The 25,611-nt window shown below is 34.2% G+C and carries 27 protein-coding genes and 1 pseudogene; 23 read left to right on the top strand and 5 right to left on the bottom strand.

Annotated elements, in window-relative coordinates; genetic code table 11:
- The first annotated feature begins 841 nt into the window (after positions 1-841).
- The 4 genes from F0460_RS04965 (at position 842) to F0460_RS04950 (ending at position 4,395) form a co-directional block, all read left to right on the top strand.
- Complete coding sequence (locus F0460_RS04965) at positions 842-1,621, top strand: RNA polymerase sigma factor (protein ID WP_150010882.1); 780 nt, start codon at positions 842-844, stop codon at positions 1,619-1,621.
- Between the two features lie 11 nt (positions 1,622-1,632).
- Entirely contained in the window at positions 1,633-2,730 is a 1,098-nt protein-coding gene (locus F0460_RS04960; protein ID WP_150010880.1) for a hypothetical protein, read from the top strand.
- A gap of 914 nt (positions 2,731-3,644) precedes the next feature.
- Positions 3,645-4,085, top strand: a complete 441-nt coding sequence (locus F0460_RS04955) for a transposase (RefSeq protein ID WP_150010878.1) — start codon at positions 3,645-3,647, stop codon at positions 4,083-4,085.
- Complete coding sequence (locus tag F0460_RS04950) at positions 4,069-4,395, top strand: helix-turn-helix domain-containing protein (protein ID WP_150010876.1); 327 nt, start codon at positions 4,069-4,071, stop codon at positions 4,393-4,395. Before F0460_RS04955 ends, F0460_RS04950 begins: the two co-directional genes overlap by 17 nt.
- An 8-nt stretch (positions 4,396-4,403) precedes the next feature.
- Here the strand turns inward: F0460_RS04950 and F0460_RS04945 are convergent, their stop codons facing one another.
- Together F0460_RS04945 and F0460_RS04940 are read right to left on the bottom strand one after the other, a co-directional pair.
- Positions 4,404-6,293 (bottom strand): sensor histidine kinase, encoded by a 1,890-nt coding sequence (locus F0460_RS04945; protein WP_150010874.1) that lies wholly within the window; start codon positions 6,291-6,293, stop codon positions 4,404-4,406.
- 12 nt (positions 6,294-6,305) lie between these two features.
- On the bottom strand, positions 6,306-6,956 hold the full coding sequence (locus F0460_RS04940) for a response regulator transcription factor (RefSeq protein WP_150010872.1): 651 nt from the start codon (positions 6,954-6,956) through the stop codon (positions 6,306-6,308).
- A gap of 372 nt (positions 6,957-7,328) precedes the next feature.
- Here F0460_RS04940 and F0460_RS04935 point away from each other — a divergent pair, with 372 nt between their 5' ends.
- The 6 genes from F0460_RS04935 (at position 7,329) to F0460_RS04910 (ending at position 13,159) form a co-directional block, all read left to right on the top strand.
- On the top strand, positions 7,329-7,787 hold the full coding sequence (locus F0460_RS04935) for a hypothetical protein (RefSeq protein WP_150010870.1): 459 nt from the start codon (positions 7,329-7,331) through the stop codon (positions 7,785-7,787).
- Positions 7,788-7,888: 101 nt separating this feature from the next.
- On the top strand, positions 7,889-8,728 hold the full coding sequence (locus F0460_RS04930) for a sensor histidine kinase (RefSeq protein WP_150010868.1): 840 nt from the start codon (positions 7,889-7,891) through the stop codon (positions 8,726-8,728).
- The gene (locus F0460_RS16435) at positions 8,710-9,108 is read left to right on the top strand and encodes a sensor histidine kinase (protein WP_150011410.1); all 399 of its coding nucleotides are present in this window, start codon (positions 8,710-8,712) and stop codon (positions 9,106-9,108) included. The genes F0460_RS04930 and F0460_RS16435 overlap by 19 nt, the downstream gene beginning before the upstream one ends.
- Positions 9,109-9,814: 706 nt before the next feature.
- The gene (locus F0460_RS04920) at positions 9,815-10,768 is read left to right on the top strand and encodes a T9SS type A sorting domain-containing protein (RefSeq protein ID WP_190304096.1); all 954 of its coding nucleotides are present in this window, start codon (positions 9,815-9,817) and stop codon (positions 10,766-10,768) included.
- Between the two features lie 316 nt (positions 10,769-11,084).
- Positions 11,085-12,269 (top strand): MFS transporter, encoded by a 1,185-nt coding sequence (locus tag F0460_RS04915; protein ID WP_150010864.1) that lies wholly within the window; start codon positions 11,085-11,087, stop codon positions 12,267-12,269.
- Positions 12,270-12,379: 110 nt separating this feature from the next.
- Positions 12,380-13,159, top strand: a complete 780-nt coding sequence (locus F0460_RS04910) for a zinc-dependent peptidase (protein WP_150010862.1) — start codon at positions 12,380-12,382, stop codon at positions 13,157-13,159.
- Positions 13,160-13,204: 45 nt separating this feature from the next.
- On the opposite strand, the gene F0460_RS04905 is transcribed toward F0460_RS04910, so the two are convergent.
- A complete protein-coding gene (locus F0460_RS04905; protein ID WP_150010860.1) occupies positions 13,205-13,768 on the bottom strand; it encodes a hypothetical protein in 564 nt (187 codons plus the stop codon).
- 269 nt (positions 13,769-14,037) lie between these two features.
- On the opposite strand from F0460_RS04905, the gene F0460_RS04900 reads away from it, so the two are divergent.
- The gene (locus F0460_RS04900) at positions 14,038-14,268 is read left to right on the top strand and encodes a hypothetical protein (protein WP_150010858.1); all 231 of its coding nucleotides are present in this window, start codon (positions 14,038-14,040) and stop codon (positions 14,266-14,268) included.
- Between the two features lie 280 nt (positions 14,269-14,548).
- Here F0460_RS04900 and F0460_RS16140 read toward each other — a convergent pair whose 3' ends face one another.
- Positions 14,549-14,704: a hypothetical protein gene (locus F0460_RS16140; RefSeq protein ID WP_190304095.1), complete on the bottom strand. Its 156-nt coding sequence runs from the start codon at positions 14,702-14,704 to the stop codon at positions 14,549-14,551.
- A 496-nt stretch (positions 14,705-15,200) separates the two neighbouring features.
- Here F0460_RS16140 and F0460_RS04895 point away from each other — a divergent pair, with 496 nt between their 5' ends.
- The 11 genes and pseudogenes from F0460_RS04895 to F0460_RS04850 all read left to right on the top strand — a co-directional run bounded on the left by F0460_RS04895 (position 15,201) and on the right by F0460_RS04850 (position 24,395).
- A complete protein-coding gene (locus F0460_RS04895; protein WP_150010856.1) occupies positions 15,201-15,668 on the top strand; it encodes an META domain-containing protein in 468 nt (155 codons plus the stop codon).
- Between the two features lie 41 nt (positions 15,669-15,709).
- The gene (locus tag F0460_RS04890) at positions 15,710-16,654 is read left to right on the top strand and encodes an aldo/keto reductase (protein ID WP_150010854.1); all 945 of its coding nucleotides are present in this window, start codon (positions 15,710-15,712) and stop codon (positions 16,652-16,654) included.
- A gap of 201 nt (positions 16,655-16,855) precedes the next feature.
- Positions 16,856-18,139 carry a PQQ-dependent sugar dehydrogenase gene (locus F0460_RS04885; RefSeq protein ID WP_150010852.1) on the top strand — a complete coding sequence of 428 codons (1,284 nt, stop codon included), beginning with the start codon at positions 16,856-16,858 and terminating at the stop codon, positions 18,137-18,139.
- 12 nt (positions 18,140-18,151) lie between these two features.
- Entirely contained in the window at positions 18,152-20,242 is a 2,091-nt protein-coding gene (locus F0460_RS04880; RefSeq protein WP_150010850.1) for a TonB-dependent receptor, read from the top strand.
- Between the two features lie 208 nt (positions 20,243-20,450).
- On the top strand, positions 20,451-20,717 hold the full coding sequence (locus F0460_RS04875; protein ID WP_150010848.1) for an SDR family NAD(P)-dependent oxidoreductase: 267 nt from the start codon (positions 20,451-20,453) through the stop codon (positions 20,715-20,717).
- A gap of 68 nt (positions 20,718-20,785) precedes the next feature.
- On the top strand, positions 20,786-20,998 hold the full coding sequence (locus F0460_RS04870; RefSeq protein WP_150010846.1) for a hypothetical protein: 213 nt from the start codon (positions 20,786-20,788) through the stop codon (positions 20,996-20,998).
- A 1-nt stretch (position 20,999) separates the two neighbouring features.
- Positions 21,000-21,347, top strand: coding sequence for a hypothetical protein (locus tag F0460_RS04865; protein ID WP_150010844.1), 348 nt, complete (start codon positions 21,000-21,002; stop codon positions 21,345-21,347).
- Positions 21,348-21,486: 139 nt separating this feature from the next.
- A pseudogene (locus tag F0460_RS16430) lies at positions 21,487-21,933 on the top strand (AraC family transcriptional regulator); the annotation flags it as partial.
- Complete coding sequence (locus tag F0460_RS04860) at positions 21,899-22,153, top strand: helix-turn-helix domain-containing protein (RefSeq protein WP_150010842.1); 255 nt, start codon at positions 21,899-21,901, stop codon at positions 22,151-22,153. The pseudogene F0460_RS16430 and the gene F0460_RS04860, both read left to right, overlap by 35 nt.
- Before the next feature lie 54 nt (positions 22,154-22,207).
- Positions 22,208-22,789, top strand: a complete 582-nt coding sequence (locus F0460_RS04855) for an LOG family protein (RefSeq protein WP_150010840.1) — start codon at positions 22,208-22,210, stop codon at positions 22,787-22,789.
- A 241-nt stretch (positions 22,790-23,030) separates the two neighbouring features.
- Positions 23,031-24,395, top strand: coding sequence for an exonuclease domain-containing protein (locus tag F0460_RS04850; protein ID WP_150010838.1), 1,365 nt, complete (start codon positions 23,031-23,033; stop codon positions 24,393-24,395).
- Between the two features lie 49 nt (positions 24,396-24,444).
- Here the strand turns inward: F0460_RS04850 and F0460_RS04845 are convergent, their stop codons facing one another.
- Positions 24,445-24,987, bottom strand: a complete 543-nt coding sequence (locus F0460_RS04845; protein ID WP_150010836.1) for an AAA family ATPase — start codon at positions 24,985-24,987, stop codon at positions 24,445-24,447.
- 312 nt (positions 24,988-25,299) lie between these two features.
- On the opposite strand from F0460_RS04845, the gene F0460_RS04840 reads away from it, so the two are divergent.
- Entirely contained in the window at positions 25,300-25,506 is a 207-nt protein-coding gene (locus F0460_RS04840; RefSeq protein WP_150010834.1) for a hypothetical protein, read from the top strand.
- Positions 25,507-25,611: the final 105 nt, after the last annotated feature.

Below are 25,611 nucleotides of genomic sequence, written 5' to 3'. Positions count from 1 at the left end.
TAGTTGAGCCGACGATGAGAGCGTAAGATGATCGGAGCGTAGCGAAATTCGATCATCTAGCGAACGAGGAACAGTTCAACTGTTTTTGAACTGGGGCAAGATTAAAAGAAAAGATTTTTGATTCTTTTGATCTTTCAAAAGAATAGAAAAACCGAAGTGTATAAATCAGGAACAATGGAGATTGAGAATCGAAAGAGATCTTTCACTCTGTTCAAGATTACAAACTGTGCGGAAAACTAGATGCGATGCTGCATCAGGTGCAGCATGACAGAGTGCATAGTCAATTGATAATTGAAAAAAAAAAAAAGAGAGATTAAAGAAAATTCTGCTTTGCCAGTTTTCTTTAACTTTTAACTTGATGTAAAAGATACAAAAGATCAAGACTCTATTTTTTCAACGGTCAAATAAAGTCTTATTTCCTAAAAGAAATAAACTCGAACAAGTTCTCAAACAGCATTTCTATTCACGGAAATTTCCACTTATTTGACGTTCGCTGAAAAAATAATGTCGGTTTTAAATCGGGAATTGTACAGTATTAGGGTTTTGATTTGAAATTGAAAAAGGACTAGAAACTCAGCGGTATGAGGTTTTAATCGAGCGTCGAAACACTGCCTGGAGCGTAAGCAGATCGGGGAGCGTAGCGACGTTTCGATCTGGTAGCTTCAAAAGTGAATTTCGACCGATTAGAAGATCGCCGCAATAAAAGCACTTTTGGTACTTTTCGGGCATGAAAAGTACAGAGAAACCGAATATATCAATTACGAATTATGGAGAATGAAAATCGAAAGAGACTGAAGCCTAATTCGATTAAAAAAGAGTATAATTAAAAAATCACCCCATTATGCTGGAAAAAAATTTTGAATTATTAAAAAAAAGCGATCCCGCTGCTTTAGGAAAAATTCATGCCCAATACAACAGAAGGATCTTTTGGTTAGGCAGAAAGATAATTGATGACGAATTTATTGTAGAGAATTTGGTACAGGATACTTTTTTAAAATTATGGAATTATCGTGAAAAGATAGAAGATCCTATGCATATTTTGTTTTTCCTGAGATTTGTGATGAAAAGAAGCTGCTACGAGCATTATTACAAACCAAGGAACCAATTTTTCAGAACAACCGTCAGTTCGTTTGAGAAGTACGAAAATTATAAGGACTATCTGGCGGGATATGATCCGGCAGATTCAGTTGTGAATTTGCAGGATCAGGATTCACAGCAAGAATTATTCGATCAGTTAAATAAAGTATTACCGCTGATTCGTCCGGAAAGAAGGAACCTTATCAATCTTTGTTTGAAATATGGTTTCCGGTACAAAGAAATTGCTCAGGTAACAGGTAAGGGTATTAGGGAAACCGTTAACGAGGTACAACGGGCAGTAGAAGATATTAAAAAAATCGTTGATCGGCGTACTGTGCTTGAAAGGAAAAAAGAAAAGGCTGAATCTGAATATAAGGTACAAACCATGAGCGAAAGACAGTCTCAGGTATTAAAACTACGGATCGAAATGAAGTGCTCGTTTGCAGCAATTGCACGGGAACTCAACCTTACCCAGAAAGAGGTACAAGAGGAATTTATAGCCGCCTATAAGTTCACAAATCAACATCAGAACCAATCAGTATAATACTTTCTGTTATGGAAAAGACAACAATGAAACTAGTACGGAAAATTCGGTTAACGGTAGATCTGCCAACGGCTGAGGAAAGAAAAGAAGCAAAGAAAATACTATACAGATGGCAGGACAGAAGCCTTCGTGCAGCAAACCTTATTGTGAGTCATTTGTATGTGCAGATAATGATAAAAGATTTTCTCTATCTGTCTGAAGGTGTAAAATACAAACTGGTAGATGAAAAGAAGGACACCGAAGGTATCTTGCAGTGTTCGTACAGCAATAGTATTTATAGGATGTTGAGTAATCGTTTTAAAGGAGAAATACCGGTTAACATACTTGCTTATCTTAATTACGAACTTATGGGGGCATTTAAAAATAACTATATGGATTATTTGAACGGTACCCGCTCATTACAGAATTTCAAACAAAACATGGCTTTCCCTTTTGGAACAGAAGGTTTTAGGCAGTTCCAATACAATGAAGAGAAAAAAGCGTATTGTTTCCGCTTATTTAAAATTCCTTTAAAAACCTATTTGGGAAGGGGTTCTTTCGGAAAACACGAACTATTGGAACAGCTTATAATTGGGAAAGTAAAACTTTGCAGGTCGAAAATTAAAATTGAAAAGGGAAAAATATTCTGGCTGCCGGTTTTTGAAATTCCTAAAGAAGATCACAGCCTGAAACCTGAAATCGTTGCAGAAGCTTCGTTGTCGATAGAATATCCAATATCTGTTAAAATCGGTAAGAATAGGTTACAGATCGGCAACAAGGAAGAATTTTTACACAGAAGACTGGCGATCCAGGCTGCGCGTGCCAGAACCATGTCGGGAGTACCTTATTGCAAAGGTGGTAAGGGCAGAGATAGAAAGTTAAAAGCGCTAGAGAGGTTTAGCGATGCTGAAAGTAATTATATAAAAACACGGTTGCATGAATACAGTAAAAGGCTGATTGATTTTTGCATAGAAAATAAGGCAGCGACGCTTGTGCTTTTAGATGCGCAGGAAAACTCGGATATCGTAAGGGAGGAACAATTCTTATTGCGTAACTGGAGTTATCATGAACTGCTAACAAAGATAAAGTACAAAGCCGATAAAGCAGGTATTGAACTAATTACTGCCTGATGGTAAAATATTTTGAGGGTGATTGTACACCCATAGGGTGAGGTTTATTGTTAACACTCACTGAATGCAAAAAGCATATACAACTCGATAGTTAGTTTTAAAATTGAACAGAAAAAGATTTATAGCAAATATCTGTAGGTAGTTTGTATTAATAACCGAGGACTTATAGAAGTACTGATAAATGCAGTTGTAATTGTTAAACTGAATTATGTTATAGTTATGGCCAATCTAAATATTAAGTTGATAAATCAGGAATTTATGTATAATAAAATAATTGAGAAGTCATTGTTTACCCGCAGGGTGAGTTTGGTTGGCAATACTCACTAAATGCAACTGCATATACAACGCGTGGTTCATTGTCTTTAACAGCTGATTTAGCAATATGCTTCGAAGAAGCAAATCAGGCAAACCATAGATCAGAATTTATTATTATGGAGATATAAAAGTCAGAAAAGTATTCAAAGTTTACAGGCGTTACCTCGTTGTGACGTTTTTTTGTTTTTTAAATGTATTGAAAATTTCGTTAACAAAAGATATTAATAAAAATGGTTGCAGATGTATGTTTCCGGTATTTATAAAATTCGCTACTAAGTTTACATCGTGTTCTAAATATGGACATAGAGTTTTTGGAACTACATTAGTGGTTCTAAAAATATAGCAAATTATTGTTATTTTTTTTTACTTCTCTTTTCTGTTAATTTAACATGTTGTAAATCAATCATACTGTTATACTGCAAAGGTCTAATTAATAAGGAAAATTACGTCTTCACAAACAAAATTTGAATTTGGTATAGCACCATATCGGACAACTCTAGATTCATAATTTATTGCATAACAGCTATAGAAAACCTAACCACAACAATTGGGCATATTATGTGGTTAGGTTTCTAAAAAACAAAACAATTACTTACAAAATGCACTATAATTTTAAAGATATACATATTGGTAAGATTATTTTAAATCTGGTTCTTGAAAAAGATATAGATGAGGATCGTATAGTTAAATTCTTAAAAAAGCCACACGGCGAAATAAAGAAGATGTATGAATCTAAAGATTTGAGTTCCGATTTGCTTTTGTTGTGGAGTAAGCTTTTGGAGTATGATCTTTTCAGGTTGTACTCACAACACTTGATGCTGTATTCTTCTACGTATCTGGTTAAAAATAAAAATCCGGACAGCAAAGTTCCCAGATTTAAAAAAAATATTTACACTGTTGAAATAATAGAATTTATAGTAGAGCTTTTTCAAAACAAAGAAAAAACCGTTAGTGAAATTGTAAAAGAATATAACATACCCATAACAACGGTTACTCGTTGGATTCAAAAGCATACGAACAAAAATGATACCGAATTATAAGAAAATTTACACCGATCTTCTGGACAAAAAATATCCGGAAAAAAAACAATTATGTGAAAGCATTCTGAACAAACCCATAATTGAATCTTTAGATGTAATTCGTTTAAACGAGCTGATTTTTAATAAGAAGAGTAAAGATCTTTTAAAAAAGAATCAGTCGTTTAAGGCGTATGACAAAGATACGGTGATAAATATCCTTAAATATCAGAAAGAACACGGACTGAATAATATTCAGCTGGCATCTCATTTTAAATTAAGCAGAAATACCGTTGCCAAATGGAAAAAAGAACAGATTTTTTGTGAAGCATAAAAAAATGCTTAATTGATAGGTATATTTATATAAATTTCAAAACCATCTTGTGTATTAATCTTTACATTTCCTTTCATAGTGGATATTCGGGAAATTATAGATTTTATGCCTAAACCATTACTTTCTTTTTGCGTATTAAATTTACCGTCATTTTTGATTATTAACGCAAATGAGTTGTCATTCTCTCTAAAAATCATTAGTGAAATAGTACGTGCTTTTGAATGTTTAATAATGTTTGACAATGCTTCCTGTATTACTTTTAAAAGTTCTATTTTCTTAGCGGAACTTATATCCTCTAACACATTTTGATCTATTTCTACTTTTTTATTGTAATGATTAGAAGGGAAAAACATTTCAAGATTGGTATAAACTTGTTGGTAGAATAAAACTTCGGCCTTGTTTTCTGATAAAGAATACCATTCATGACTTTTACTACGTGTATGTTTGTAAACATCAGTAACATATTTTAATATTGTTGTTAACTGTGGTTTGTAGTCAATGGAATCATTTTCCATTAAAAGAGATTCGATTTGATATTTTATGGCAGACAGGCTTGAAGCTGTTGAATTGTGAAGATCTTCGCCCAAACGAATCTGTTCTTGTTTTACTGCCTGAAAAGTCATTTCTTCCATAGTAGCTATTTGAATGTTGGCAATATTGTTTAAACTTGCAATTTTATTCTGAATAATTCTGTTTCTTCTTACTCTAAACCATATTATCGAGAAAATTACAATAACAAAAGCAATAGAAATACAAATAAACAACAGTCTTTGATTGCTTTTAGTTTTTTCTGCCAGTACTAAAGCATTCTGTGTATCTTCGGCTTTGGTGTAAGAATACAGTAAATCGTCAAGTTCACCGGTTAGGTTTGTTTTTATACTGTCGCCAATAACATTTGCTTTTTGCAGTTGCAGATAGGCTTCTTTATAATTCCCTTTAATAAAATTTACTTGGGCGGAATAAGATAAGATGCGTTCTTTTATATCTTGAGAAATTTGAGGGAGATCGTTATATTTTTTTATGTAATATTGCGCACTGTCAACTTTATTGGCTTTTAAATAAAAATCTATCTTCCATTCAGTAAGCGCATGTTCAAGCCAGGTGATATCCGTTTTGCTTTTGTAATTATTTTTTAATTTTTCAATCTCGTTGAGAATGGTGCTGCACCTTTTGTAATCTTTGTTAACAAAAGATATAAAAAACTTCTGTTCCAGTAAATGAAGATCCATAGAAAATAGATCATTACTGTCTAAATTCTTTTTTTTAAGTTCATTGATTATTTTTACAGAAAGATTATATATTTCAGAAAGATTTTTAGAATCACCCAACTGATTATATGATGCGCTCACCGGTGAGAGTATGTGAAAAGCATCAATTGCAATATTTGAATTGATACTGTCTTTTGACAGGAGATAGGGAATACGTTTAAGGAACTTCTTTTCTTTGTTGTATGTCTCTATAACCTTTTCAATATTCGCACTTGTAACAAAGATTTTGATTTTATGTGCTGATTCACTTAACGAATGTTGGTTTTGTAAAGCATATTCCCTTGTTACTTTTTCTGCAAAATACATGGCTTCGCCTCTTTTTTGAAATAAAGCGGCATTGCTTAAAAACATTCTGTAGTAATCAATGCGGTACTTTTCATATTCTTTGTTCGAAAAGGCAATTTTTTCATAAGTTTTTAAATATTCTCTCAACTCATTAGGTTTTATATACAAACCCTGAAAGAGAATATCTGTGCTTAATTCCTTAACCTTACGCATATAAACGGTATCGTGAGTTTTCTCCCGTACATATTCTGTATGCATTTTCTTGTAGGAATTGGGAGCCGAATCTTTATTTTGTGCAGATAATACGGAAATATTTAATAGGAAAAATAATGATAGTGCTCTCATAATACTTGAAAACTAAATGATGTCTAATTGTCTGCAATATGCTAAAAGTTCAGATATAGAACGGGTATTGGTTTTTTCCATCATTTTTCGACGGTGAGCAATAATGGTATGTCTGCTTAAAAAAACCTTGTCTGCAGTTTGATCTATAGAGAGGCCTTGCGCAAAATAGTTAAGAAGATAAAGTTCTTTTTTTGTAAAAGGTATCTGTTTGGACTCTTCAAACGAACGTATTATATTTTTGATTTCTGAACAGATATAACTTTTTCTGTTGTTAATTGCGTAAACACATTCCACAATGGTATCAACAGGTGATGATTTACTTATAAAACCATCGGGCTCATAGTCAAAAATGGTTTTTGCAAGTTGTGGATTCGTTAAACTGGATATAACTATAATCTTAATTTCCCTACTTAATTTTTTAACGGTACTAATAATTTCCAGAGAATTATGATCTTTAAGATAATAATCGATAAATAAAAAAAGAGGATCGTTTTGATTAGCTTTTACAAAATGTAGAAAATCTTTTTCATTGTAAAATGCCTTTACAGATTTAAAAAGATTTAACTTATCAAGGGTCATTAAAAAGGAATCTCCAAAAATCTTATGATCATCTAAGATTACAGCTATAGACTTTTCATTACCATTAATTTTTGATACAATCATGTTAGGGGAATAGATTTTACCTGATTCATATTAGCCCAATTCAAAATTAACAAAAATAGCTTGATAACACAGCTATAATTTTCTTATTTATTGGTCTTTTTTTTATCAATAATAAATAAGAATAATCTAATTTTAAAAAAGTTTTTAAATTGATGAATAGTCAAGGTTATATATTTAAGCAGTCTTTTAATTTAGAGGTATGATAAAAAAAGTACTTTATTTATGTTTTACATTATGTAGTGTAACAACATTTTATGCACAAAAATACAGCCAACCCCCCCCCCCCCCCCCCCCCCCCAAAAAAAAAAAAATAATGATTTAAAAAAAATAACAGAGAAGTATGTAAACGGTAAACTGCATGATACTGTTTATATGTCTCTGGTTGATTCTTGGGCAGCTTCGGAATTAGATAAGGGTGTTTATTACAGTATTTCTAAAATGTCTGATCATCTTAAGCAGTACGAAAAAATTGCATGGAGTAAAGACGAGTATAGCGGATATAGAAGTGATTACTATATTATTTTGTTGAACAATGCGTATTTATCCGGTAAGTGGGTAGCCTCTATTTTTTATACCGAGAAGGTAAACAAACAAAATAAAATTGATGGCAATTCTCGCTCTTTTATTGAATTATCTGTTAAAATGTTTATTTATGGATTAACAGACAGGCAAGATAAGCAGATTGAAACCTACGAAAAAAATGAAAATTTTTTTCAGGATTTGTATGTAAAAGGTAAAAAGAATCCTGAAAAATATTATTGGGAATCAATGGATGCACTTCGTATTTTAGATCCTGCTATCAGTATCTATTTTGATAGAAGGACATCCTAAAAGCAGAGAAAGCAACTAAGTTGGCTAATTCCTTAATTCAGAACATTAAAAAAGATTCAGAACTTTCATTAAATTCCAGAGAAGTTCTTGATTTTTATACTATGACTTTTGATTTTTACAGGGCAAGCAGTCTTGATAACAAACAGGCTGTACAGTTATCATTAAATAATATAGAAAGCTTGCTAAAAAAGGGGAACATCATTGGTGATGAATACGCTTATAACCTGTTAGATTGGAAAGCAGATTTTTTTCTGGATATAAAAATGGCCGACAGTGCTTTTTTTTATATTGAGGAATTGAGAAAAATTCCTGATTTTGACCAAAATCAGCGCGTTAAACTTAATAGGTACAAATCGAGGTTAGAAAATATAAGAGGAAACCACGAAAAAGCTTCTGAATTATTAAATATTGCATTAGCTGAATCTTTAAAGGTACAGGCAGAGCAGGCAGAAGAAATGGATAATTTGCTTTACGCACAAACCCAAGCAGAACATCATAAGCTGGCTTTTGAAAGAAGTGAGGCTGAAAAAAAGAAGAGGAATTTGTGGATCATTTTAATAAGCCTGCTTTTGCTGGTAGTAGCTGCAGTTAGTATCATTCTATTGCGTTTAAAAGACCGAAAAATAAAAAAAGCAGTCAAAGACCTTAATGAAACTGCCAATATCCAGATTACATTAATGGAACAGTTTGAATCTGAAGTGCGGAAAGAGGAACAAGAACGTCTTTCAAAAAACCTTCATGATGATTTAGCAGGAACCCTTGCGGCGATTAAATATAATATTGATTTGCAGATTATGGATGTTGTAGAAGAAGGGAAAAGGGAAGAACTAACCCGGTTATCGGATATGATGAATTCAGCATTTAAAAATGTACAAAAAAAAGCCATGATCTTTTTGAAACGGCTCAACTACCCACTGAAGAAATATTTTACCAATATATAACGCATCTGGGGCAAATAGCGTTTCCCGAAAACCATTATAAGCTTAACTTACAGATCGATAATTATTCACTTGTAAATACCTCTATAGAATTTCGTTCAGAATTAATCAGGGTAATACAGGAGGCTTTTACAAATATTATTAAACATGCCAAATCATCGCAGGTAGATTTATATATTTATAAGGAAATAGAAAAATTATGTATTATTATAAAGGATAACGGAAAAGGATTTGGTTTAATTTCCAAACAAAATACATTGGGAATTAATAATATGAAAAACAGAATGAAAAAATTCCAGGCTGTTTTTACCCTTAACAGCAATGAACAAGGAGTAGAAGTTATTATTTCTATTCCTGAAAATACAATCAGGAAAAATATATAAACCGACTGATTTCTAGAAAATGAAAAATTAGAATCACAAAAAAATATAGTTAACATTCAATCTCATTCACTGTTTAATCTTACAGTGAAATTTCAAATATAATAATTCATCCAAAAACCTGTAAGTAAAGTTAATTACATTCACAGGTTTTTTTCGTAGTATTTTAATTGGAAAAATGTAAGAATGATAAAGCTAAATAAAATACATATCAGTTGTATAACAATTTTTCGCTGTTTTTTAAAAATTAATAACATGTTTATGTTATTATGATAATTGTGAAAAAATGATACTAAATTACAATTCAAAAGTTTGAAAATCATAGAATAGCGCGATACTATTACAGCGAATGTTTAATTTTATGTTCAGATTAACTTGAGTATTTAACTGTTTATACACAAAATTGTGTGTGATTAAGATTGGAACTTGGAGTTTTATATTTAGAATTATAGATGTGAACTGTATTTTGGTAGGACATACATTTTGCTAAAAGTCAAAATAGTCAGCATTCCTTCAAAATTCACTATTATGCTTGTTTGCTAATTTTATTTGTTCGTCTCCCAAACGCAAAAGGTTGTTCCGATCATTTTACAGGTTCACCAAAAAAAAATCATCGAAAGCAGAAGGTAAATCTTTTGTTAGGTTTTTTTGTCTTAAAATAAAAATATATCTTTTATTTTACTAAATTAGTGTGTTTGTTTTAATGATTATGAAAAATATTTGTTTATTTGCAATTACTGTTTTGTTTGCAGTAATTTCATACGGTCAAAATTATAATCTGGGGTTTGAGAACTGGTCAGGTAATACAACTTTTACCAGTCTTTCTGCTTCTTCAACCGGCTTAAACTGCCATACCTACCTAATACAAAATGCCGAAACTGTTTTTATGGCTGGTAGTGTTCCCGATAATCAGATAATAGACGCTTGGTCGGCAAGGGTACACGGAATTATGCGTACTACCGACGCTTATAGTGGAACATATGCAGCTATTATTAGTATGTGGTATCACGGCTCAAAGGGGGTAATGGCTTTGGGAAGTACAGAATATACTTATACTAAAATACCCAAAGTAAAGTTGAATAGTAAAATTTATGGTGTTTCGGGTTTTTATAAATATCAGGTCGATTCTTTTGTTGCCAATGATACATTGAAAAAAAATTCCTTACTGCATATCGTTACCTATCAAAATGTAGCAGGTATTGCACAAAAGTTAACTCATGATTCTCTGACTTATACCAAGTCCGATATTTACCAGCCTTTTTCCTTGTCTGTAAATTACCCCAATACTTCGGTAGTACCAGATTCGGTAAGTATATGGTTTGAATCAAAAGGATATGGCTCTGGCGGTACCAGCTGTGAATTGGCTCATTTTCTAACGCTTGATGAACTGCAGTTTCATTTTACCCCGCTGTCAACCGCAAAAGATCTTCTTAAAGCAAACTTTAAGATATTTCCTAATCCTGCAAATGAGATTATAAACATTACTTATCAGGATAATTTTGAAATTAAAGGTATCCGGTTGCTGGATATTAGTGGGAAGGTAGTAAAAATGTACAAAACCACGAATAGGCAGCTGGATGTAAGCGGAGTGTCTTCCGGAATTTATTTGTTGATTATACATACAGATAAGGGAAGCATTCATGAAAAAATATGGATACGCTAAAGTGCCAAAAGTTAAATTCCTCCTTTATATACTTTCTTTTCCAATAGTAGTTTTCAATATTTGATGATCAACAATGTAGATTTTTAAATCATCTCAAAGTTTTCATTTACTGGAATGTATAATATTTAGTTTCTATCGGAATCATTCCTTCCGACTCATATCATAACGGAAATAATCAAGATAACATGCAGTCTGGATATAGCAGTCTTACAAACAATAAAATTATTATTTCCAAGTAGTTTTAAGGATTGGATGATTAGATTCGGATTTTAGTTATTTTTAAAGGAGATAAAGTACCTTTGCAAAAAAAGTATATATGTTTTCTGCTATTAGAAGCAAACAGGGTTCGGATCCGCTTTACAATCCTCAATTTATATTAATGTGTTTAAGTTCGCTGTTGTTTTCTGCGAGTTTTAACATGATGATTCCAGAGTTACCGGCATATTTAAGCAGTATGGGTGGAGGAGAGTACAAAGGATTCATTGTTGCCTTATTTACTTTAACAGCAGGGATTTCCAGACCTTTTAGTGGTAAACTGACAGATAAAATAGGGCGTGTACCAATTATGGCTGTTGGTTCTATAGTTTGTTTTGTTTGCGGAATACTTTATCCGTTATTAACAACCGTTTCCGGATTTTTATTTTTACGTTTGGTACATGGTTTTTCCACTGGTTTTAAACCTACGGCTACCGCAGCTTACATTGCAGATATTATTCCGCATGAGCGTTGGGGCGAAGCCTTGGGGCTGCATGGTATTTGTTTTAGCATAGGTATGGCTATGGGTCCGGCTTTGGGCAGTACCATTACACTATATTCATCTATCAATGTTATGTTCTATTGCTCGTCTGTTTTGGCTTTGTTGTCTATTGCCATTTTGTTCAATATGAAGGAAACACTACAACAAAAAGAAAAGTTTTCTCTTTCTCTGTTAAAAATCTCAAAGAGCGATATTTTTGCTAAAGATGCTTTACCGGCGGCCTTAATTACCTTTCTCTCATACATTGCTTATGGTTCTATACTTACTTTAATTCCCGATTGGACAACACATTTAGGTATTCAGAATAAAGGCGTTTTCTTCATCGTTTTTACCATATCATCAATGATGGTGCGTTTTTTTGCAGGGAAAATATCAGATCGTAAAGGTCGGGTTTTGGTAATAAAATTAGGTTTGATACTTTTAATCTTTGCTTTACTTATTTTGGCTTCTATCGACTCAAAAACAGGATTAATTATTGGTGGTTTGATGTATGGAATAGCAACCGGAATTCTTTCTCCGGCTCTTAATGCATGGACTATAGATTTTAGTAAGGCAAATGAACGGGGGAAAGCAATGGCTACCATGTATATTGCAATGGAAGCTGGTATTGGACTTGGTGCTTTGTTTGCAGGCTGGTACTTTCAAGATTATATAGATCGTATACCAATTATTATATATGTTTCGGCATTTATCTGTTTGTTCGGAACAGTTTACATGCTTAAATTTAAAAATAGTAAACTTTAAAAACAACTATAAATTAAAATCCAACAAAAGAAGAATCTGTTTAATATGATATACATTTAGAAGGTATAATTTTTAAATTTATTTAGATTTTAGTATCTTGATAAAAAAATATGTTTTTTACAGGCTCTCGTCTATTTTATGATCGTTACCGTTTAAATACAACTAATGGAAATTTTCAGTTGAAACTTGCTCCAGAACAACTTATTCATCAGTTTTCAGCTGATATTTCTAAAGTTTTTCCCATTTTTAATCAATTGCCTCACAAGTTTAAGATTAATTTCAGCAAACGTATTTTAAAATTTCTAAAACAATACGCTTTTGTATGCAAAGAAAATGCACCCTTAACCAACGCACATAAAGTTTCAATTGCAGCAAGTTATGTAAAGCTTACTTTGGGTTATAATAATTTTTTGATCAACACTTTTAATAACATCGTTGTTTATCCAACAGCTCAATATTTTCCTCATTTAGATGAAACCCACACCGGACATTTTAATCCGAAAATGCAAACCATTATGTTGGCTTTAGATGAATATGAACGCGATATTTATTATAATCAAGATGGTAAAGATGTTGCTTTACACGAATTCACTCATGCTTTAAGTTTTGAAATGTTGCAAACGTATTCTAAACATCCTGATGCAGCTGTATTTAAAAAAGGTTTTCAGCTAGTTAATGAATGGATGGAAGTACCCCAGCATAAAATTAGAATCAGCCAAATAGATTTTATTCGTGCCTATGCTTTTACCAATCGGTTAGAGTTGATTTCTGTTCTAATAGAATTGTTCTTTGAAAAAGAAGCCATTTTTAAACAATATTATCCCGATTTATTTATGCATGTTGGCGGTATGATCAAACATCCCAAAACAAAATTGCTTGGCGATTCATAAAAATTACCAAAATTCTTTGGCAGTGGTTAAATTCAGCATATTTTTTTAGTAGCGATCTTTGTCAGAAAATTTTAAATCCTGTATTTTAGGTAAGGGTCTAATCAAAATCGTTTTTTTTCGAGTGTTATTCTTCAGTATTTTTTCTGAATTCGTATCATCAGTTTCAATTCTCAATCCCGTAATCAAATCAAATTTAGTTTCGGTAAATAAGGTATTTTCGTCAATATATCCTTTTGTTGCATTATTCGTTAATTTATCTACATTGATTAATTCAAAATTTCCATTCTGATACTTAAATTTGTAAGTAATATTTCCTCCTTTAATTTCACTCCACATCAATAAATATCCATTCTCAATTCTAAAATCCGGAATTTGGTACCCGTTGTATTCTCCGTGTTTTTCGGCAGGGTATTGCGGTTCTATAATTTGAGTTGATGAAACTACTAATGCCGTTTTTCCATTTGGTTGCGATAGAAAAATTTGCAGTTTTAAAGGATACGTTTTATCAATGGTATCCATATAAACAGTAACGCTGTCCTTTTTACCGTCTGCATTTAAATCGCCAGTTTCTTCTCTTACAAGATAATTGAAATTATCTTTTATTTTCATGTTTTGAGCAAAAACATTTATCTGGATCGAAATCAAAAATATTGCAAAGTGTATAAAAATGTTTTTCATAGCATGTGGAAAGATATGTTGGTGTTTTTAGTACACCAAAAGTAATGCCAGCTATAGCTTTAAATAAGCTTCTGGCAATTAATTATACCTTCATCTTAAATTTTATTCGTTTGGCTGTTTTGTGATAGCTTATAATATTTGATAGTGAGTTATTTGCATTGTTATTTTGTCTACCTTTAATAACAATCAAACTTTGTAACATGTCTAAAATTATAATTAAGAGAGAAGATTTTCAGAAAATTGATAATTCGTGGGTAGCAATATACGATAATGAGATGAAAGCTACTGCAATTGGCGAAGTATTAATGGATAATGAAGAAGGATGTGTTTCACCATCAGGTGCAGTTGGCAGTTTTGAAGATGATAAAATTATCATATCTATAAATTATCAAACAATGGAACCATTTAATGGAATGGTTATTTTAGTTTAAAAAAGCGCTTTTCAACCTGTAAATTTGCAGTGTTCATAGACATATTCGTGTGCTGATTCTTCAATATTTGTGTTCCAAACAGTTTGTATTTGTTGGTAGTTGTGGAATTTTATGGTAGTTTATAAAAAGGGCACCTGTTACTTTCAACGTTCCGTTAAAGCGTTTGTATACTGTGAGATAGGGGGATTTTCCATCATTCTCACATTGACTTTAATTAAATAACAATTGAAAGTAAGGTGTCGCTAATGATCTAATTTTCATCAATTTTGGTTAAGACATATTAAGCTTGCTTAACACCAACAAATAAGTTAATTTTTTCAACGATTTTCAAACTATTTAAATCTGCTTCGCTGTACTTCCTAAACTTTTTTAGATTTTCATTTACTCTCTTTAGTAAGCACTCTTTTATTAAAATTAAATCAGCTTCTGTAAACATATTATGGTGAGATATTAGTGGATTATTACCGTTAGTAAAGGTAGTTAATTTTTAACAAAATTAAATAATTATTATGGAAGCTTTATTTTTGTTGAATATCAGTAGGTTAAAGTTTTTAAATTTTGATAATATTTAAATAATATATCCAATCAAATAAGTTTTAGTTTGATGCATGTTAAAATGGAAAAATGAAACATTTAAAGTGTTTTACAATTCAAAATGAAAGATATTCTGCTTACATGAAAGTTGGAGTCTAATAGTATTTATCTGACAATTTTTTAAGAGTAAGGTATTTTAATCTCTATATCTAAATTAAAACTAAAAAACTTACTTATGAGCTATAAATTGGATCTTAAAAGTGAAAATGAATGAGAAATCATAATTTTTTAGTTATTATATTTTTAAAGTAATCAATAACTGTGCAATGCAGTAGATCGAAGTATAGGTTCTTTTTCTTAAATTTTGTATCTTTATAAATCATATAAATAAATACTCTATGATGAAAAGAAATCTTTTAATAGCAATGATGTCGCTTGCGTTAGTCGCTTGTGCCGATAAAAAAGAACAGGAAACCACCGAAAAATTAACTGTTGAAACTACCGAAGTTACGGCCGATCCAAAAGAACTGCTGGGTAAAGAATGGAAACTAAAAGAACTCAACGGAACAAAAGTGGTTATAGACAGTACTGCAGGAAATCAGCCGTATATAAAATTTGATGGTCTTCAAAAAGCATCGGGTAATTTGGGATGTAACGGCTTTGATGCCAAAGTAGAATTCTCGGGGAACAACAGCGTAAAAATTTCCGAAATTATATCAACCAAAATGGCATGCGGATCTATGCAAACCGAAACGCAGTTTAGCGAAGCTCTACAAAAAGCATCTACATACATCACTTCAGGAACAACGCTTTATTTGAATAACGCAGAAAATACTACCGTTGCAGTGATGGAATCTGATCTGTAAGAAATTTTAATTTTCTTACGAAAATCAATACAATAAAAAGGATGAAAAAACGAATAATAAGTAATACCGATCTTGAAATAGCTCCTTTAAATTTTGGCGGAAATGTTTTCGGATGGACATTGAATGAAAAAGAATCGTTCCATATTTTGGACAGATTTACCGAATCAGGATTTAATTTCATTGATACTGCCGATACTTATTCCTGGTGGGTAAACGGAACGGGCGGTCAGTCCGAAGAAATCATCGGCAGATGGATGCGTGAAAGAAAGAACAGAAACAATATCGTGCTGGCTACAAAAGTGGGATCCGAAACCAAGGAACACGGTTTTGATATCAGCAGAAAGCACATTATTAAATCTGTTGACGAATCGCTGAAACGCCTTGGTACCGATCACATTGATCTGTATTACACGCATTTTGACGATAACGTAACTCCGGTGGAAGAAACCTTGGCAGCTTACGATGAAATTATTAAGGCAGGTAAGGTCAGATACATAGCGGCGTCTAATGTTTCGCCCGAAAGGCTGATGGAATCTTTTGAGGTCGCAGAAAAGAATAATCTGCCGAAGTATGTAGCATTGCAGCCTCATTACAATTTGGTAGAAAGAGAAAAGTTTGAAACACAGTATGCTCCGTTAGTAGAAAAATTCGGATTGAGTGTGTTTCCATACTGGTCTTTAGCATCAGGTTTTTTAACCGGAAAATACAGAACAGAAGCCGATTTTGAACAAACAGCAAGAGGAGGCGGAATTAAAAAGTATTTTAATGCGGAAGGAAAAGCGGTTCTGGCTGCATTGGATAAGGTTTCAGCAAAACACAATTCCCAACCGGCAACAGTTGCTTTGGCATGGCTGCTGACAAATCCTTTAATTACGGCACCTATTGTTAGTGCAACCAGCGAAAACCAGTTGCAAACCATTTTTAAGGCACCACAATTGCAACTGGATTCGGAAGATATGGAAATTCTTAACAGTGCAGGTAAATAATATGAATTGATACGGAGTGAAATCCGTAATTTTATAATCTCTTAAAAAGACTGCAACATCAGGAATATTTAACAAAATTCTGATGTTGCAGTCTTTTTTATTCTTATTTAACAAGGACGCTTTTACCGAAAAGTATTTTTTTACTGCGAGGTTTTCTGTAACTTTATACAGATTGCTATTTTAAACTACATAATTATTGCTATGAAAAGAATTACAACAATTGCATTGGCGTGCTTTTGCGTAAGTGTTGCGCATGCTCAAAAAATTAAAGAACTTTCCGAAAAAGAAAAACAGCAGTACAGTAAACAAGACAGCGTAACGGTAATGACTACTGTGGGACCGCTTAAACTGCCGCCTCCGTACGCTACAGAATCCGTAACATTCAGACATGTAATGGCTGATTGGCCCGAAGGGCAACTGCCAATAGTACCTGCCGGATTTAAGGTGGAACGCTTGGCAGCAAATCTTAAAAACCCTCGTACTTCATACATAGCGGCAAACGGCGATTTATTCGTAACCGAATCGAATACTTTTAACAGTGCAGACAGAATTACCATTTTAAGAGATGCCGATAAAAATGGCAGCTATGAAGTAAGGGAGGTGTTTGCCGATAATTTAAAACTTCCTTTCGGTACTTTAATCGTGAAAGATCAGTTTTATGTCGCCTTGAGTGATGGTCTGTATGTTTATCCTTATAAGTCTAGCGATAAGAAACTGCAGGGTAATGGACGAAAAATAGTGGAGCTTCCTGCAGGCGGATACAACAATCATTGGACGCGAAACATCATTACCAATAAAGAGCAGACTAAAATTTATATATCGGTTGGTTCTGCAAGTAATGTCGGCGAGTACGGGTTGGAAAAAGAAGTCCGCAGAGCTGCTATTTTAGAGGTTAATTTAGACGGATCCGGAGAAATTATCTATGGTTCGGGCTTGAGAAATCCGGTGGGTATGGACTGGAATCCGGTGGATGGTTCATTATGGACGGCTGTAAACGAGCGCGATAATTTGGGCGACGGTTTGGTGCCAGATTATGTAACAAAAGTGCAGAAATTAGCTTTTTACGGCTGGCCTTATTCGTATTTTGGTAACATAGAAGATCCAAGATTAAAAGGTATGCGTCCCGATTTGGTAAAGCAGGCGGTTGTGCCCGATGTTGCGGTGGGGAACCACACGGCTTCTTTAGGGTTGACGTTTTATGTAGGATCTAAATTCCCAGAAAAATACAGAAACGGTATTTTTGTTGCCCAACACGGTTCATGGAATAAATCTTCCTTCTCAGGATATAAGGTGGTATTCATTCCTTTTAAAGATGGAAAACCCACTGGTCCGCCAGAAGATTTCATGACGGGTTTTATTGCCGATAATGAGAAGGCGAAAGTTTACGGAAGACCGTCTGCGGTTAAGAATCTTCCCGATGGTTCGCTGCTTGTAAACGACGATAGCGGAAATGTACTGTGGCGCATCTCCTACACGGGTAACTAGTTTGTATTAGTTATGAGGAATTTATTAATGGTTGTTTTTGTGCTCGGAATTACTCAGGCACGGGCACAAGATTCGCTGCATTCCACCTTATTGCAAGATTTGGTGATTAGTACATCCGGTCCGCAAATGTATCCGTTGCAGGTTTCCGACAGTATTTTTCAGCTGCCTGCTTCGGTCGCCAAATTAGATACAAGACTTTTACAGAGCAATAACAGGGTAGAACTGGCACCGATACTCAATACCGTACCGGGTGTATTTATGCAGTCGGGTACTTTTAATACCAACCGACTTTCTATTCGTGGAATTGGTGCGCGAACGCCTTACGGCACTAATAAAGTACGTGCATTTTTTGGAAATATTCCTCTTACTGGTGGGAACAGTGAAACAACAATTGAAGATATCGATCTGGAATTCCTACAAAATATTCATATCATTAAAGGACCGCTTTCAAGTGTGTACGGTGCTGGTTTGGGTGGAGCCGTTTTGCTTCAGCCAAAAACACCCGATCCTGAACAAATGCAGGCAGGTGTTTCTGCAACGGTTGGGTCGTTCGGACTGATAAAAAATCAGCTTTTTGTATCATCGGGTGCCGATACTTATAGTTTTAATGTGGGATACCATAAGATTGAAAATAACGGATACCGCGAAAACAGTTCGTATTACCGCGAAGGCATAACCATAACGGGCGATGCGTTCCGAAGAAAAAAATCAAAACTAACGTACTTGTCGCAGTACACTTCGCTTAAGGCGTATATACCGAGTTCAATTGATCGGGAAACGTTTTTAAACAATCCCAAAGCGGCGGCTACCAACTGGAAAGATGCAAAAGGATACGAAGCATACAAAAATTTCATCATTGGTTTAAATTACGATTTTTCTTTTCATGAAAACATCACCTCAGCTACATCTTTTTTTTATTCGTTGAAAGACAGTGACGAACCACGACCTTTTGATATTTTAAAGGAGAATACCAAAACATTTGGTGCACGGTCGCAGTTTGTTGGCAGTTGGCAGTTAGGAGGTAAACTTTTAAAGGCAACGGTGGGAGTTGAGTTTTTTCAGGATGGATATGATGCGGCAACTTTTGAGAATTTGTATCTGGAAAATAACGGACAGGGAAGTTTGGCAGGGGCAGATAAAAACCGTCTGTCTCAAACCCGGAATTTTGTAAATGTTTACAGTCAGCTTCGGTATGTGTTTTCGGAAAAATGGGAGCTGAATGCCGGACTTAACTACAATAAAACATCGTTCGTACTGCAACAGAAGTATCCGCTTGAAAATGCCTACGATACGCCTTATGGTTACAACGGAATCTGGGCTCCGCAGATCGCATTGTCGTATCTGCCATCAAAACTGCAAACAGTCTATCTTTCGGTCGGCAGAGGCTATTCTCTGCCTTCAATCGAAGAAACAATGGACGAAAACGGACAGGTTAATACATCGATCAAACCGGAAAACGGCTACAGTGTGGAACTAGGAACTAAATTGTTTTCTGCCGATAAAAGATTCTATGCAGAAGCTGCTCTTTACCGAATGAAGGCAAACGATTTGTTGGTGGCGCACCGTGTTTTAGAAGACCAGTATGTGGGGGTAAATGCGGGCAGTACCGTTCACATGGGGTTGGAATTCATGGCGCAGTACAAGTGGCAGTTGGGGGATAAAACACGAATTATTCCTTTTGTGTCGGCTGCATTGGGTAATTTTATGTTCCACGATTTTAAACAGAACGATCAGGATTTCTCGGGAAATGATCTTACCGGAGTACCTAAAAATCAGTTTGCAGGTGGTTTTATGTTCAATCTGCCGCATGGTTTCGGTTTAAAAGCAGATTATTTCTTTGTTGACAAAATTCCTTTGAATGATGCCAATGCTCTTTTTACAGATTCATACAGTCTGTGCAATGCCGCTGTGAATTGGCAGGGTAAGCTTACAAGTGCATTGTCTTTATCGGTAAGCATAGGAATAAACAATATTTTTAACGAACACTATGCTTCAATGGTGCTGGTGAATGCCACAGGTTTTGGTAACAGCGCACCAAGATATTATTATCCCGGACAGCCTGTGAATTACTATGGATCTTTTCAGTTTAGGTATGCTCTTTGATTTGGATAAATATATTAGATATTTAAATACTTCTCTTTTCTAACTTTTCTACTGTAAGTTGGTTTAAAGTTCTCTTGCTAATAAATTCATTACAATTTAATCAGATCGTAAACTTCAAAATTGAGCTTTTAAGACAAACAAAATGAGCTTCTAGCGATATTTTACTATTTCATTTTTAAAGAACTTTGTATTTATAAAATTTCAAGGTATGATTATAGTAATGACAGGTGGCACCAGTGGGATTGGTGCTGAAGCTTTAAACACAATTAGAGAGAAAAAAGACACCACGGTATTTGTTGGTGCAAGGAATGGTAACACAGTATTGCCCAACGGAGCAAAGACGTTGATGTTAGATCTATCTTCATTAGACAGCGTAAGATCATTCGCAGAAAATATTAAGCAGAACATTCACCCACAGAAAATAGATGTATTAATACTAAATGCAGGTGTTCAAGCAGGGAAAACAGCGAAGTAAGTCCCGATGGTTACAATCTAACTTTTGCTGTTAATCATTTATCGCACTATTTATTAGCTAGACTGCTTATGCCTTATGTAGCCGATGATGGTAAGCTGTTGATCACTACCAGCGATTCGCACGATGCCCAAGTTATTTCATTTGGACCAAAAACAATTGATATTAGCAAGTTGGCTTTTCCAGATGATAGTAGCCCAAAAGGTATGGCGTTTTACGCAGCCACCAAATTATGTAACATCATGACAGCAGATACAATATATAATAGCTTACAAAGAATCTAAAGTGCAGATAATTGCATACAATCCGGGATTAACGGGCGATACTGGTTTAATGGGCAAACAAACGAAAATGATGAAGGCATTTGTTAAGTTGTTAAGGCCAATCTTTCGATTCGCTAGCAGATTTAATCCTGTCTTTTATATGAATACTGCAAAACATTCAGGTGAAGTTCTGGCTAATCTTGCACTCGGAAAAATCAAATTGCCAGCAGGCAAAAACTATGCATCACTAGTAAGAGGCAGGATTACATTTCCAAAACCAGGCTTACTTGTACACGACGAAAATTTGAAACAGGAATTGTGGTTGATGAGCGCTAAAATGGTAAATTTACCACCAGAAATAATTCTTTAGTCATGTCAAACATATTTTCAGATGCCATCGTTTACTCACTTAATACTGATAAGCAAACGGAATACGATAATATACTAACAGAACATGTTCTTTTGTTTCAACTTTCGGGTGAGATGACTTTTGAAAAACATCGGAGCAGAGAATAATTGCGCAACCCGGACAAATTTACCTTGTTCGAAAACATCAATTTGTAAAAGCCACAAAAAAACCAACAGAAGAACAGGCCTACAATGCATATTTGTTTATTTTAAAAGAAGATGTACTTAGGCAGTACGCCTTGGAAAAAAGTATTGTGGTTCCACATCAGTTACAAACTCAATTTAAAAACTTCTTGCTTTCTAACAATAGGTTATTTGATTCTTTGGGATCATCACTATCGTTTCATGCCCGAGAACAATTCAAACCTCACCATCCTTTATCTATATTAAAGATTCGGGAAATGATAGAAATTCTGCTGCATACAAACCCGAAACTACAAGACTTTTTGTTTGATTTTTCACAGCCACATAAAATTGATTTAGAAAAGTTTATGTTAGCAAACTATAAGTTCAATGTGGGTATGGAATTTTGCTATGCTAACGGGTAGAAGTTTAGCCACATTTAAACGCGATTTTAAGAAGGTATTTGGAGATTCTCCTGGTAGATGGCTACATGATACAAGATTGAAAGAGGCGCATTATCAGATTCAGAAAAACGGAAAAAAGCCCTCGTCTGTTTTTTTAGAAGTGGGATTTGAAAGCTTCGCGCATTTTTCTAATGCCTTCAAAGTCAAATACGGTTATTCTCCAAAATCAGCTGCGATATAGGTTTTAATCTTTGTTGGTTCCAATTATCTTTGCACACATTTAAATAATTAAAATATGAAGTCGTTAACTGTATTTTGTGGATCAAGTTTCGGGAATATTAAACAATACGAAGATCAAGCATATGAACTTGGAAAAAAATTAGCAGAAAGAAATATAGATTTAGTTTACGGAGGGGCAAATGTTGGTTTAATGGGAGCCGTTGCAAATGGCGCGTTGGAAAGTAACGGGAAAGTAATTGGAGTTCTACCAAACTTTTTAAGAGGTAAAGAAATTGCTCATAATAGCTTGAGTGAATTAATCATTGTAGAAACAATGCACGAAAGAAAAACAAAAATGAATGAACTGTCTGATGGAGTTATTACATTACCTGGAGGATATGGTACACTTGAAGAGTTTTTTGAAATGCTTACTTGGGCGCAGTTAGGCTTACACAAAAAACCTATTGCTGTATTAAATATTAATGGCTTTTACAATGAACTTTTATCTTTAATTGAAAAGATGGTTAGTAATGGTTTTTTGAAGCAAGTTAATCAACAAATGCTTCTTGTCAGTGATAATATTGATGAGCTCTTAAATATGATGGCAGATTACGAGGCTCCAGTTGTAGAAAAATGGGTTACGAAAGAGGTAATTTAATTAACGCTGTTTACGTCGTTTCTGATCTTTGTGGGCTAAAACCAACAGTGTTTGGGGGGACACTCCGCCGCTAAAAACGTTAAAGAGATAATCTGGAGTATAGATTTTGCCTTTCAGAGGGGCATCAAGTAAAGTACTGCTTATTAAAAAAGTAAAACGACATTTAGTGTTCCGAAAAGTTTGTTTTAAATTGTAAATTTGAAACAGATACATAAAAGAAATTAACGGTACTGATTGACAAATGAATAGAACGGAATATGCGGTGGTGGATATCGAAACTACAGGTGGAAATGCAGGTACAAGCAGAATTACCGAAATTGCTGTGATCATACACAATGGTACAGAAGTTATAGATCGCTGGGAAACACTTGTAAATCCCCAACAGCACATTCCGCTTTACATTACCGCACTTACGGGAATATCTAATGAAATGGTAAGTGATGCACCGTTGTTCGAAGAAATTGCGGAACAACTGTTTAACATGCTTTCAAACCGTATTTTTGTGGCTCATAACGTCAATTTCGATTATTCTTTTGTTCGCCATCAGTTAGAAGAGGCAGGGTTTAAATGGAATGCCACCAAACTCTGTACCGTACGTGCGGCACGCAAAATAAATCCCGATCTTCCTTCTTACAGCCTTGGAAACCTTTGCCGCTCATTAAATATTTCGCTTGAAAACCGACATCGTGCCGGCGGTGATGCCGATGCCACCGCAGTACTTTTGTCACTGCTTATACAGAATGACGACAATGGGGAAATACCGCGAATGATAAAAAAAACAGCACCAGATCAGCGGTTACCGCCAAATCTGCCTCCTGCTGATTTTGAATCCCTGCCGCAAAAACCGGGTGTGTATTATTTTTACAATGCCCAGAAAAAGGTAGTATATGTGGGCAAGGCTATAAACCTTAAAAAAAGGGTGGCATCGCATTTTTCTGGACATAAAATCACGCCACAACGACAACATTTTTTACGCGATATTCATAGTATTTCTTTTGAAGTATGTGCTACCGAACTCATGGCACTGCTTTTAGAATATAACGAAATCAAAAAGCTGTGGCCAGTTTTCAACACAGCCCTCAAAAGGTTCGAACCAAAGTACGGACTCTATCAATATACCGCACGCAACGGTTACAGGTACCTTGCAGTGGGTAAGGTCACCAAACTGCAGAAATGTATAGAGTTTTTTGGCTCTGTAAACGAAGGAGTGAATTTTCTGCGCAACCTGAAAGACAAATTTGCGTTGGATTACCGCTTTTGTAAATATGCGGTAAATACAGAAAGTGAAGGTATTCCTATAAAGGATCAGTCTGATTTGCCTTCGTTAGCTCTGCACAACGAATTGGTACACGAAGCGATAGAATTTGTAACAGAAATAAAACCAAGCTACTATATTTTGGATAAGGGCAGAACTAACAACGAGCGCAGCTGTATCTGGATACAAGAAGGACACTTTTACGGTATGGGATATATTCCCTATGAAGAGCCAATAACAGATCCGGAACAATTGAAAAATTTCCTAACACGCTGTAAAAGTAGTTCGTATACCATGCAGCTTATTTCGGCTTTTGCAGATAAATTCCCGGATAAAGTAAACCGACTGTAATTGTAAACAGTTACTAAAATATAACCGCTAACATATAATTTTAAAAGAACTATTTAATAGAATCTAGTACAAATTTTGCTCTTTCTTCAACACCGCATTTTGGAACTTCAATGATGTTGTATCCGAACTTTAAGTAGGTTTCCTTCATTTTTTCAAATGTAAATACAGCTTCTTCCCAAGTCTGTTTTCTTTCACTGTCGGTTTCATATATTTCTTCCCACGGCGGCAGTATAAAGACCTTTTGATAATATCGATATGTGTTTGCAAGAGCGTTCCATTCTTCTGATACAGGTATATTTTCCATCTGCATATAACAGATTGCGTCCAATATACCTCTGTCGAAAAAAGCCGTCTGAGAGGAAATTTCTCTGACCTCTTTTTTATAAGAATCAACAGATGCTTTCAACATTAATTCGGCATAAAATGTTTTGTTTTTCCAAGGCAAAGCTTCGCTGTTAGCTTCCATCTGTTCTTTAATTATTTGTCTTGCATCTTCCGGAACAGTTATGAAACCTTTGTTATTTAAACAATTAAGAAGTGTTGTTTTTCCAACGCCCGGACCTCCTGTAATTACAATTAGTTTTGTATTCATGTATTAAGATCACTTTAGTTCATCCAAATTTATCAGTCTTTTTTTTAATATATCTTCTTTTTCATTATTAATGTGCTTCTTTATAAATTAGTAAGTAAGATGCAACTTTGTTTCAATTCACATATTGGATACGTCTATACTTAAAATTCTACAACAAGATAATTTTACACACCAAAGAGATGCTTTACGCATAAATGATCATATATTATCAGAAAAATACTTAAAAAGTAAGTAGGGAATATTGTGATTAATTGCTTATTTTAATTCTATATTTACAAAGCGCGTATTTAATTTACAGCTGCTAAATTTTCTATGGTAAAATATCCTAAAAGAGAAGTTTTAAAAATTACCGACTGGAATAAAGTTGCTGCAGGTTTGCAACGGCAGTTTCCAATACTTATACTTACTGATATAGATTACATAAAAGGAAAAGAAAAAGATTTTTTGGAAAGGATTTCAAGGCGTTTGAATAAATACGAATCAGAAATGATCAGTATTATTAACAGATACCAGCTGTAAATGCTGTTTGCGAAAGAAAGTACTTGATAAGTTTTTTTTATTATTTATTTGATTTTCAATTAATTAACATACTATTGTGATGACTGCAGTTATATAGCCCTACAT

It is taken from the genome of Paenimyroides baculatum, from assembly GCF_008629655.1.
GTDB classification, from domain to species: Bacteria; Bacteroidota; Bacteroidia; order Flavobacteriales; family Flavobacteriaceae; genus Flavobacterium; species Flavobacterium baculatum.
The sequence above is the reverse complement of the archived record's forward strand: the minus strand, read 5'-3'. Positions and strand labels throughout refer to the sequence as shown.

Coding starts and splice junctions, on each gene's coding strand:
- F0460_RS04965 (WP_150010882.1), top strand. CDS start 842: ATGCTGGAAAAAAATTTTGAATTATTAAAAAAAAGCGATCCCGCTGCT.
- F0460_RS04960 (WP_150010880.1), top strand. CDS start 1,633: ATGGAAAAGACAACAATGAAACTAGTACGGAAAATTCGGTTAACGGTA.
- F0460_RS04955 (WP_150010878.1), top strand. CDS start 3,645: ATGCACTATAATTTTAAAGATATACATATTGGTAAGATTATTTTAAAT.
- F0460_RS04950 (WP_150010876.1), top strand. CDS start 4,069: ATGATACCGAATTATAAGAAAATTTACACCGATCTTCTGGACAAAAAA.
- F0460_RS04945 (WP_150010874.1), bottom strand. CDS start 6,293: ATGAGAGCACTATCATTATTTTTCCTATTAAATATTTCCGTATTATCT.
- F0460_RS04940 (WP_150010872.1), bottom strand. CDS start 6,956: ATGATTGTATCAAAAATTAATGGTAATGAAAAGTCTATAGCTGTAATC.
- F0460_RS04935 (WP_150010870.1), top strand. CDS start 7,329: ATGTCTCTGGTTGATTCTTGGGCAGCTTCGGAATTAGATAAGGGTGTT.
- F0460_RS04930 (WP_150010868.1), top strand. CDS start 7,889: ATGACTTTTGATTTTTACAGGGCAAGCAGTCTTGATAACAAACAGGCT.
- F0460_RS04920 (WP_190304096.1), top strand. CDS start 9,815: ATGAAAAATATTTGTTTATTTGCAATTACTGTTTTGTTTGCAGTAATT.
- F0460_RS04915 (WP_150010864.1), top strand. CDS start 11,085: ATGTTTTCTGCTATTAGAAGCAAACAGGGTTCGGATCCGCTTTACAAT.
- F0460_RS04910 (WP_150010862.1), top strand. CDS start 12,380: ATGTTTTTTACAGGCTCTCGTCTATTTTATGATCGTTACCGTTTAAAT.
- F0460_RS04905 (WP_150010860.1), bottom strand. CDS start 13,768: ATGAAAATAAAAGATAATTTCAATTATCTTGTAAGAGAAGAAACTGGC.
- F0460_RS04900 (WP_150010858.1), top strand. CDS start 14,038: ATGTCTAAAATTATAATTAAGAGAGAAGATTTTCAGAAAATTGATAAT.
- F0460_RS16140 (WP_190304095.1), bottom strand. CDS start 14,704: ATGTTTACAGAAGCTGATTTAATTTTAATAAAAGAGTGCTTACTAAAG.
- F0460_RS04895 (WP_150010856.1), top strand. CDS start 15,201: ATGATGAAAAGAAATCTTTTAATAGCAATGATGTCGCTTGCGTTAGTC.
- F0460_RS04890 (WP_150010854.1), top strand. CDS start 15,710: ATGAAAAAACGAATAATAAGTAATACCGATCTTGAAATAGCTCCTTTA.
- F0460_RS04885 (WP_150010852.1), top strand. CDS start 16,856: ATGAAAAGAATTACAACAATTGCATTGGCGTGCTTTTGCGTAAGTGTT.
- F0460_RS04880 (WP_150010850.1), top strand. CDS start 18,152: ATGAGGAATTTATTAATGGTTGTTTTTGTGCTCGGAATTACTCAGGCA.
- F0460_RS04875 (WP_150010848.1), top strand. CDS start 20,451: ATGATTATAGTAATGACAGGTGGCACCAGTGGGATTGGTGCTGAAGCT.
- F0460_RS04870 (WP_150010846.1), top strand. CDS start 20,786: ATGCCTTATGTAGCCGATGATGGTAAGCTGTTGATCACTACCAGCGAT.
- F0460_RS04860 (WP_150010842.1), top strand. CDS start 21,899: ATGTGGGTATGGAATTTTGCTATGCTAACGGGTAGAAGTTTAGCCACA.
- F0460_RS04855 (WP_150010840.1), top strand. CDS start 22,208: ATGAAGTCGTTAACTGTATTTTGTGGATCAAGTTTCGGGAATATTAAA.
- F0460_RS04850 (WP_150010838.1), top strand. CDS start 23,031: ATGAATAGAACGGAATATGCGGTGGTGGATATCGAAACTACAGGTGGA.
- F0460_RS04845 (WP_150010836.1), bottom strand. CDS start 24,987: ATGAATACAAAACTAATTGTAATTACAGGAGGTCCGGGCGTTGGAAAA.
- F0460_RS04840 (WP_150010834.1), top strand. CDS start 25,300: ATGGTAAAATATCCTAAAAGAGAAGTTTTAAAAATTACCGACTGGAAT.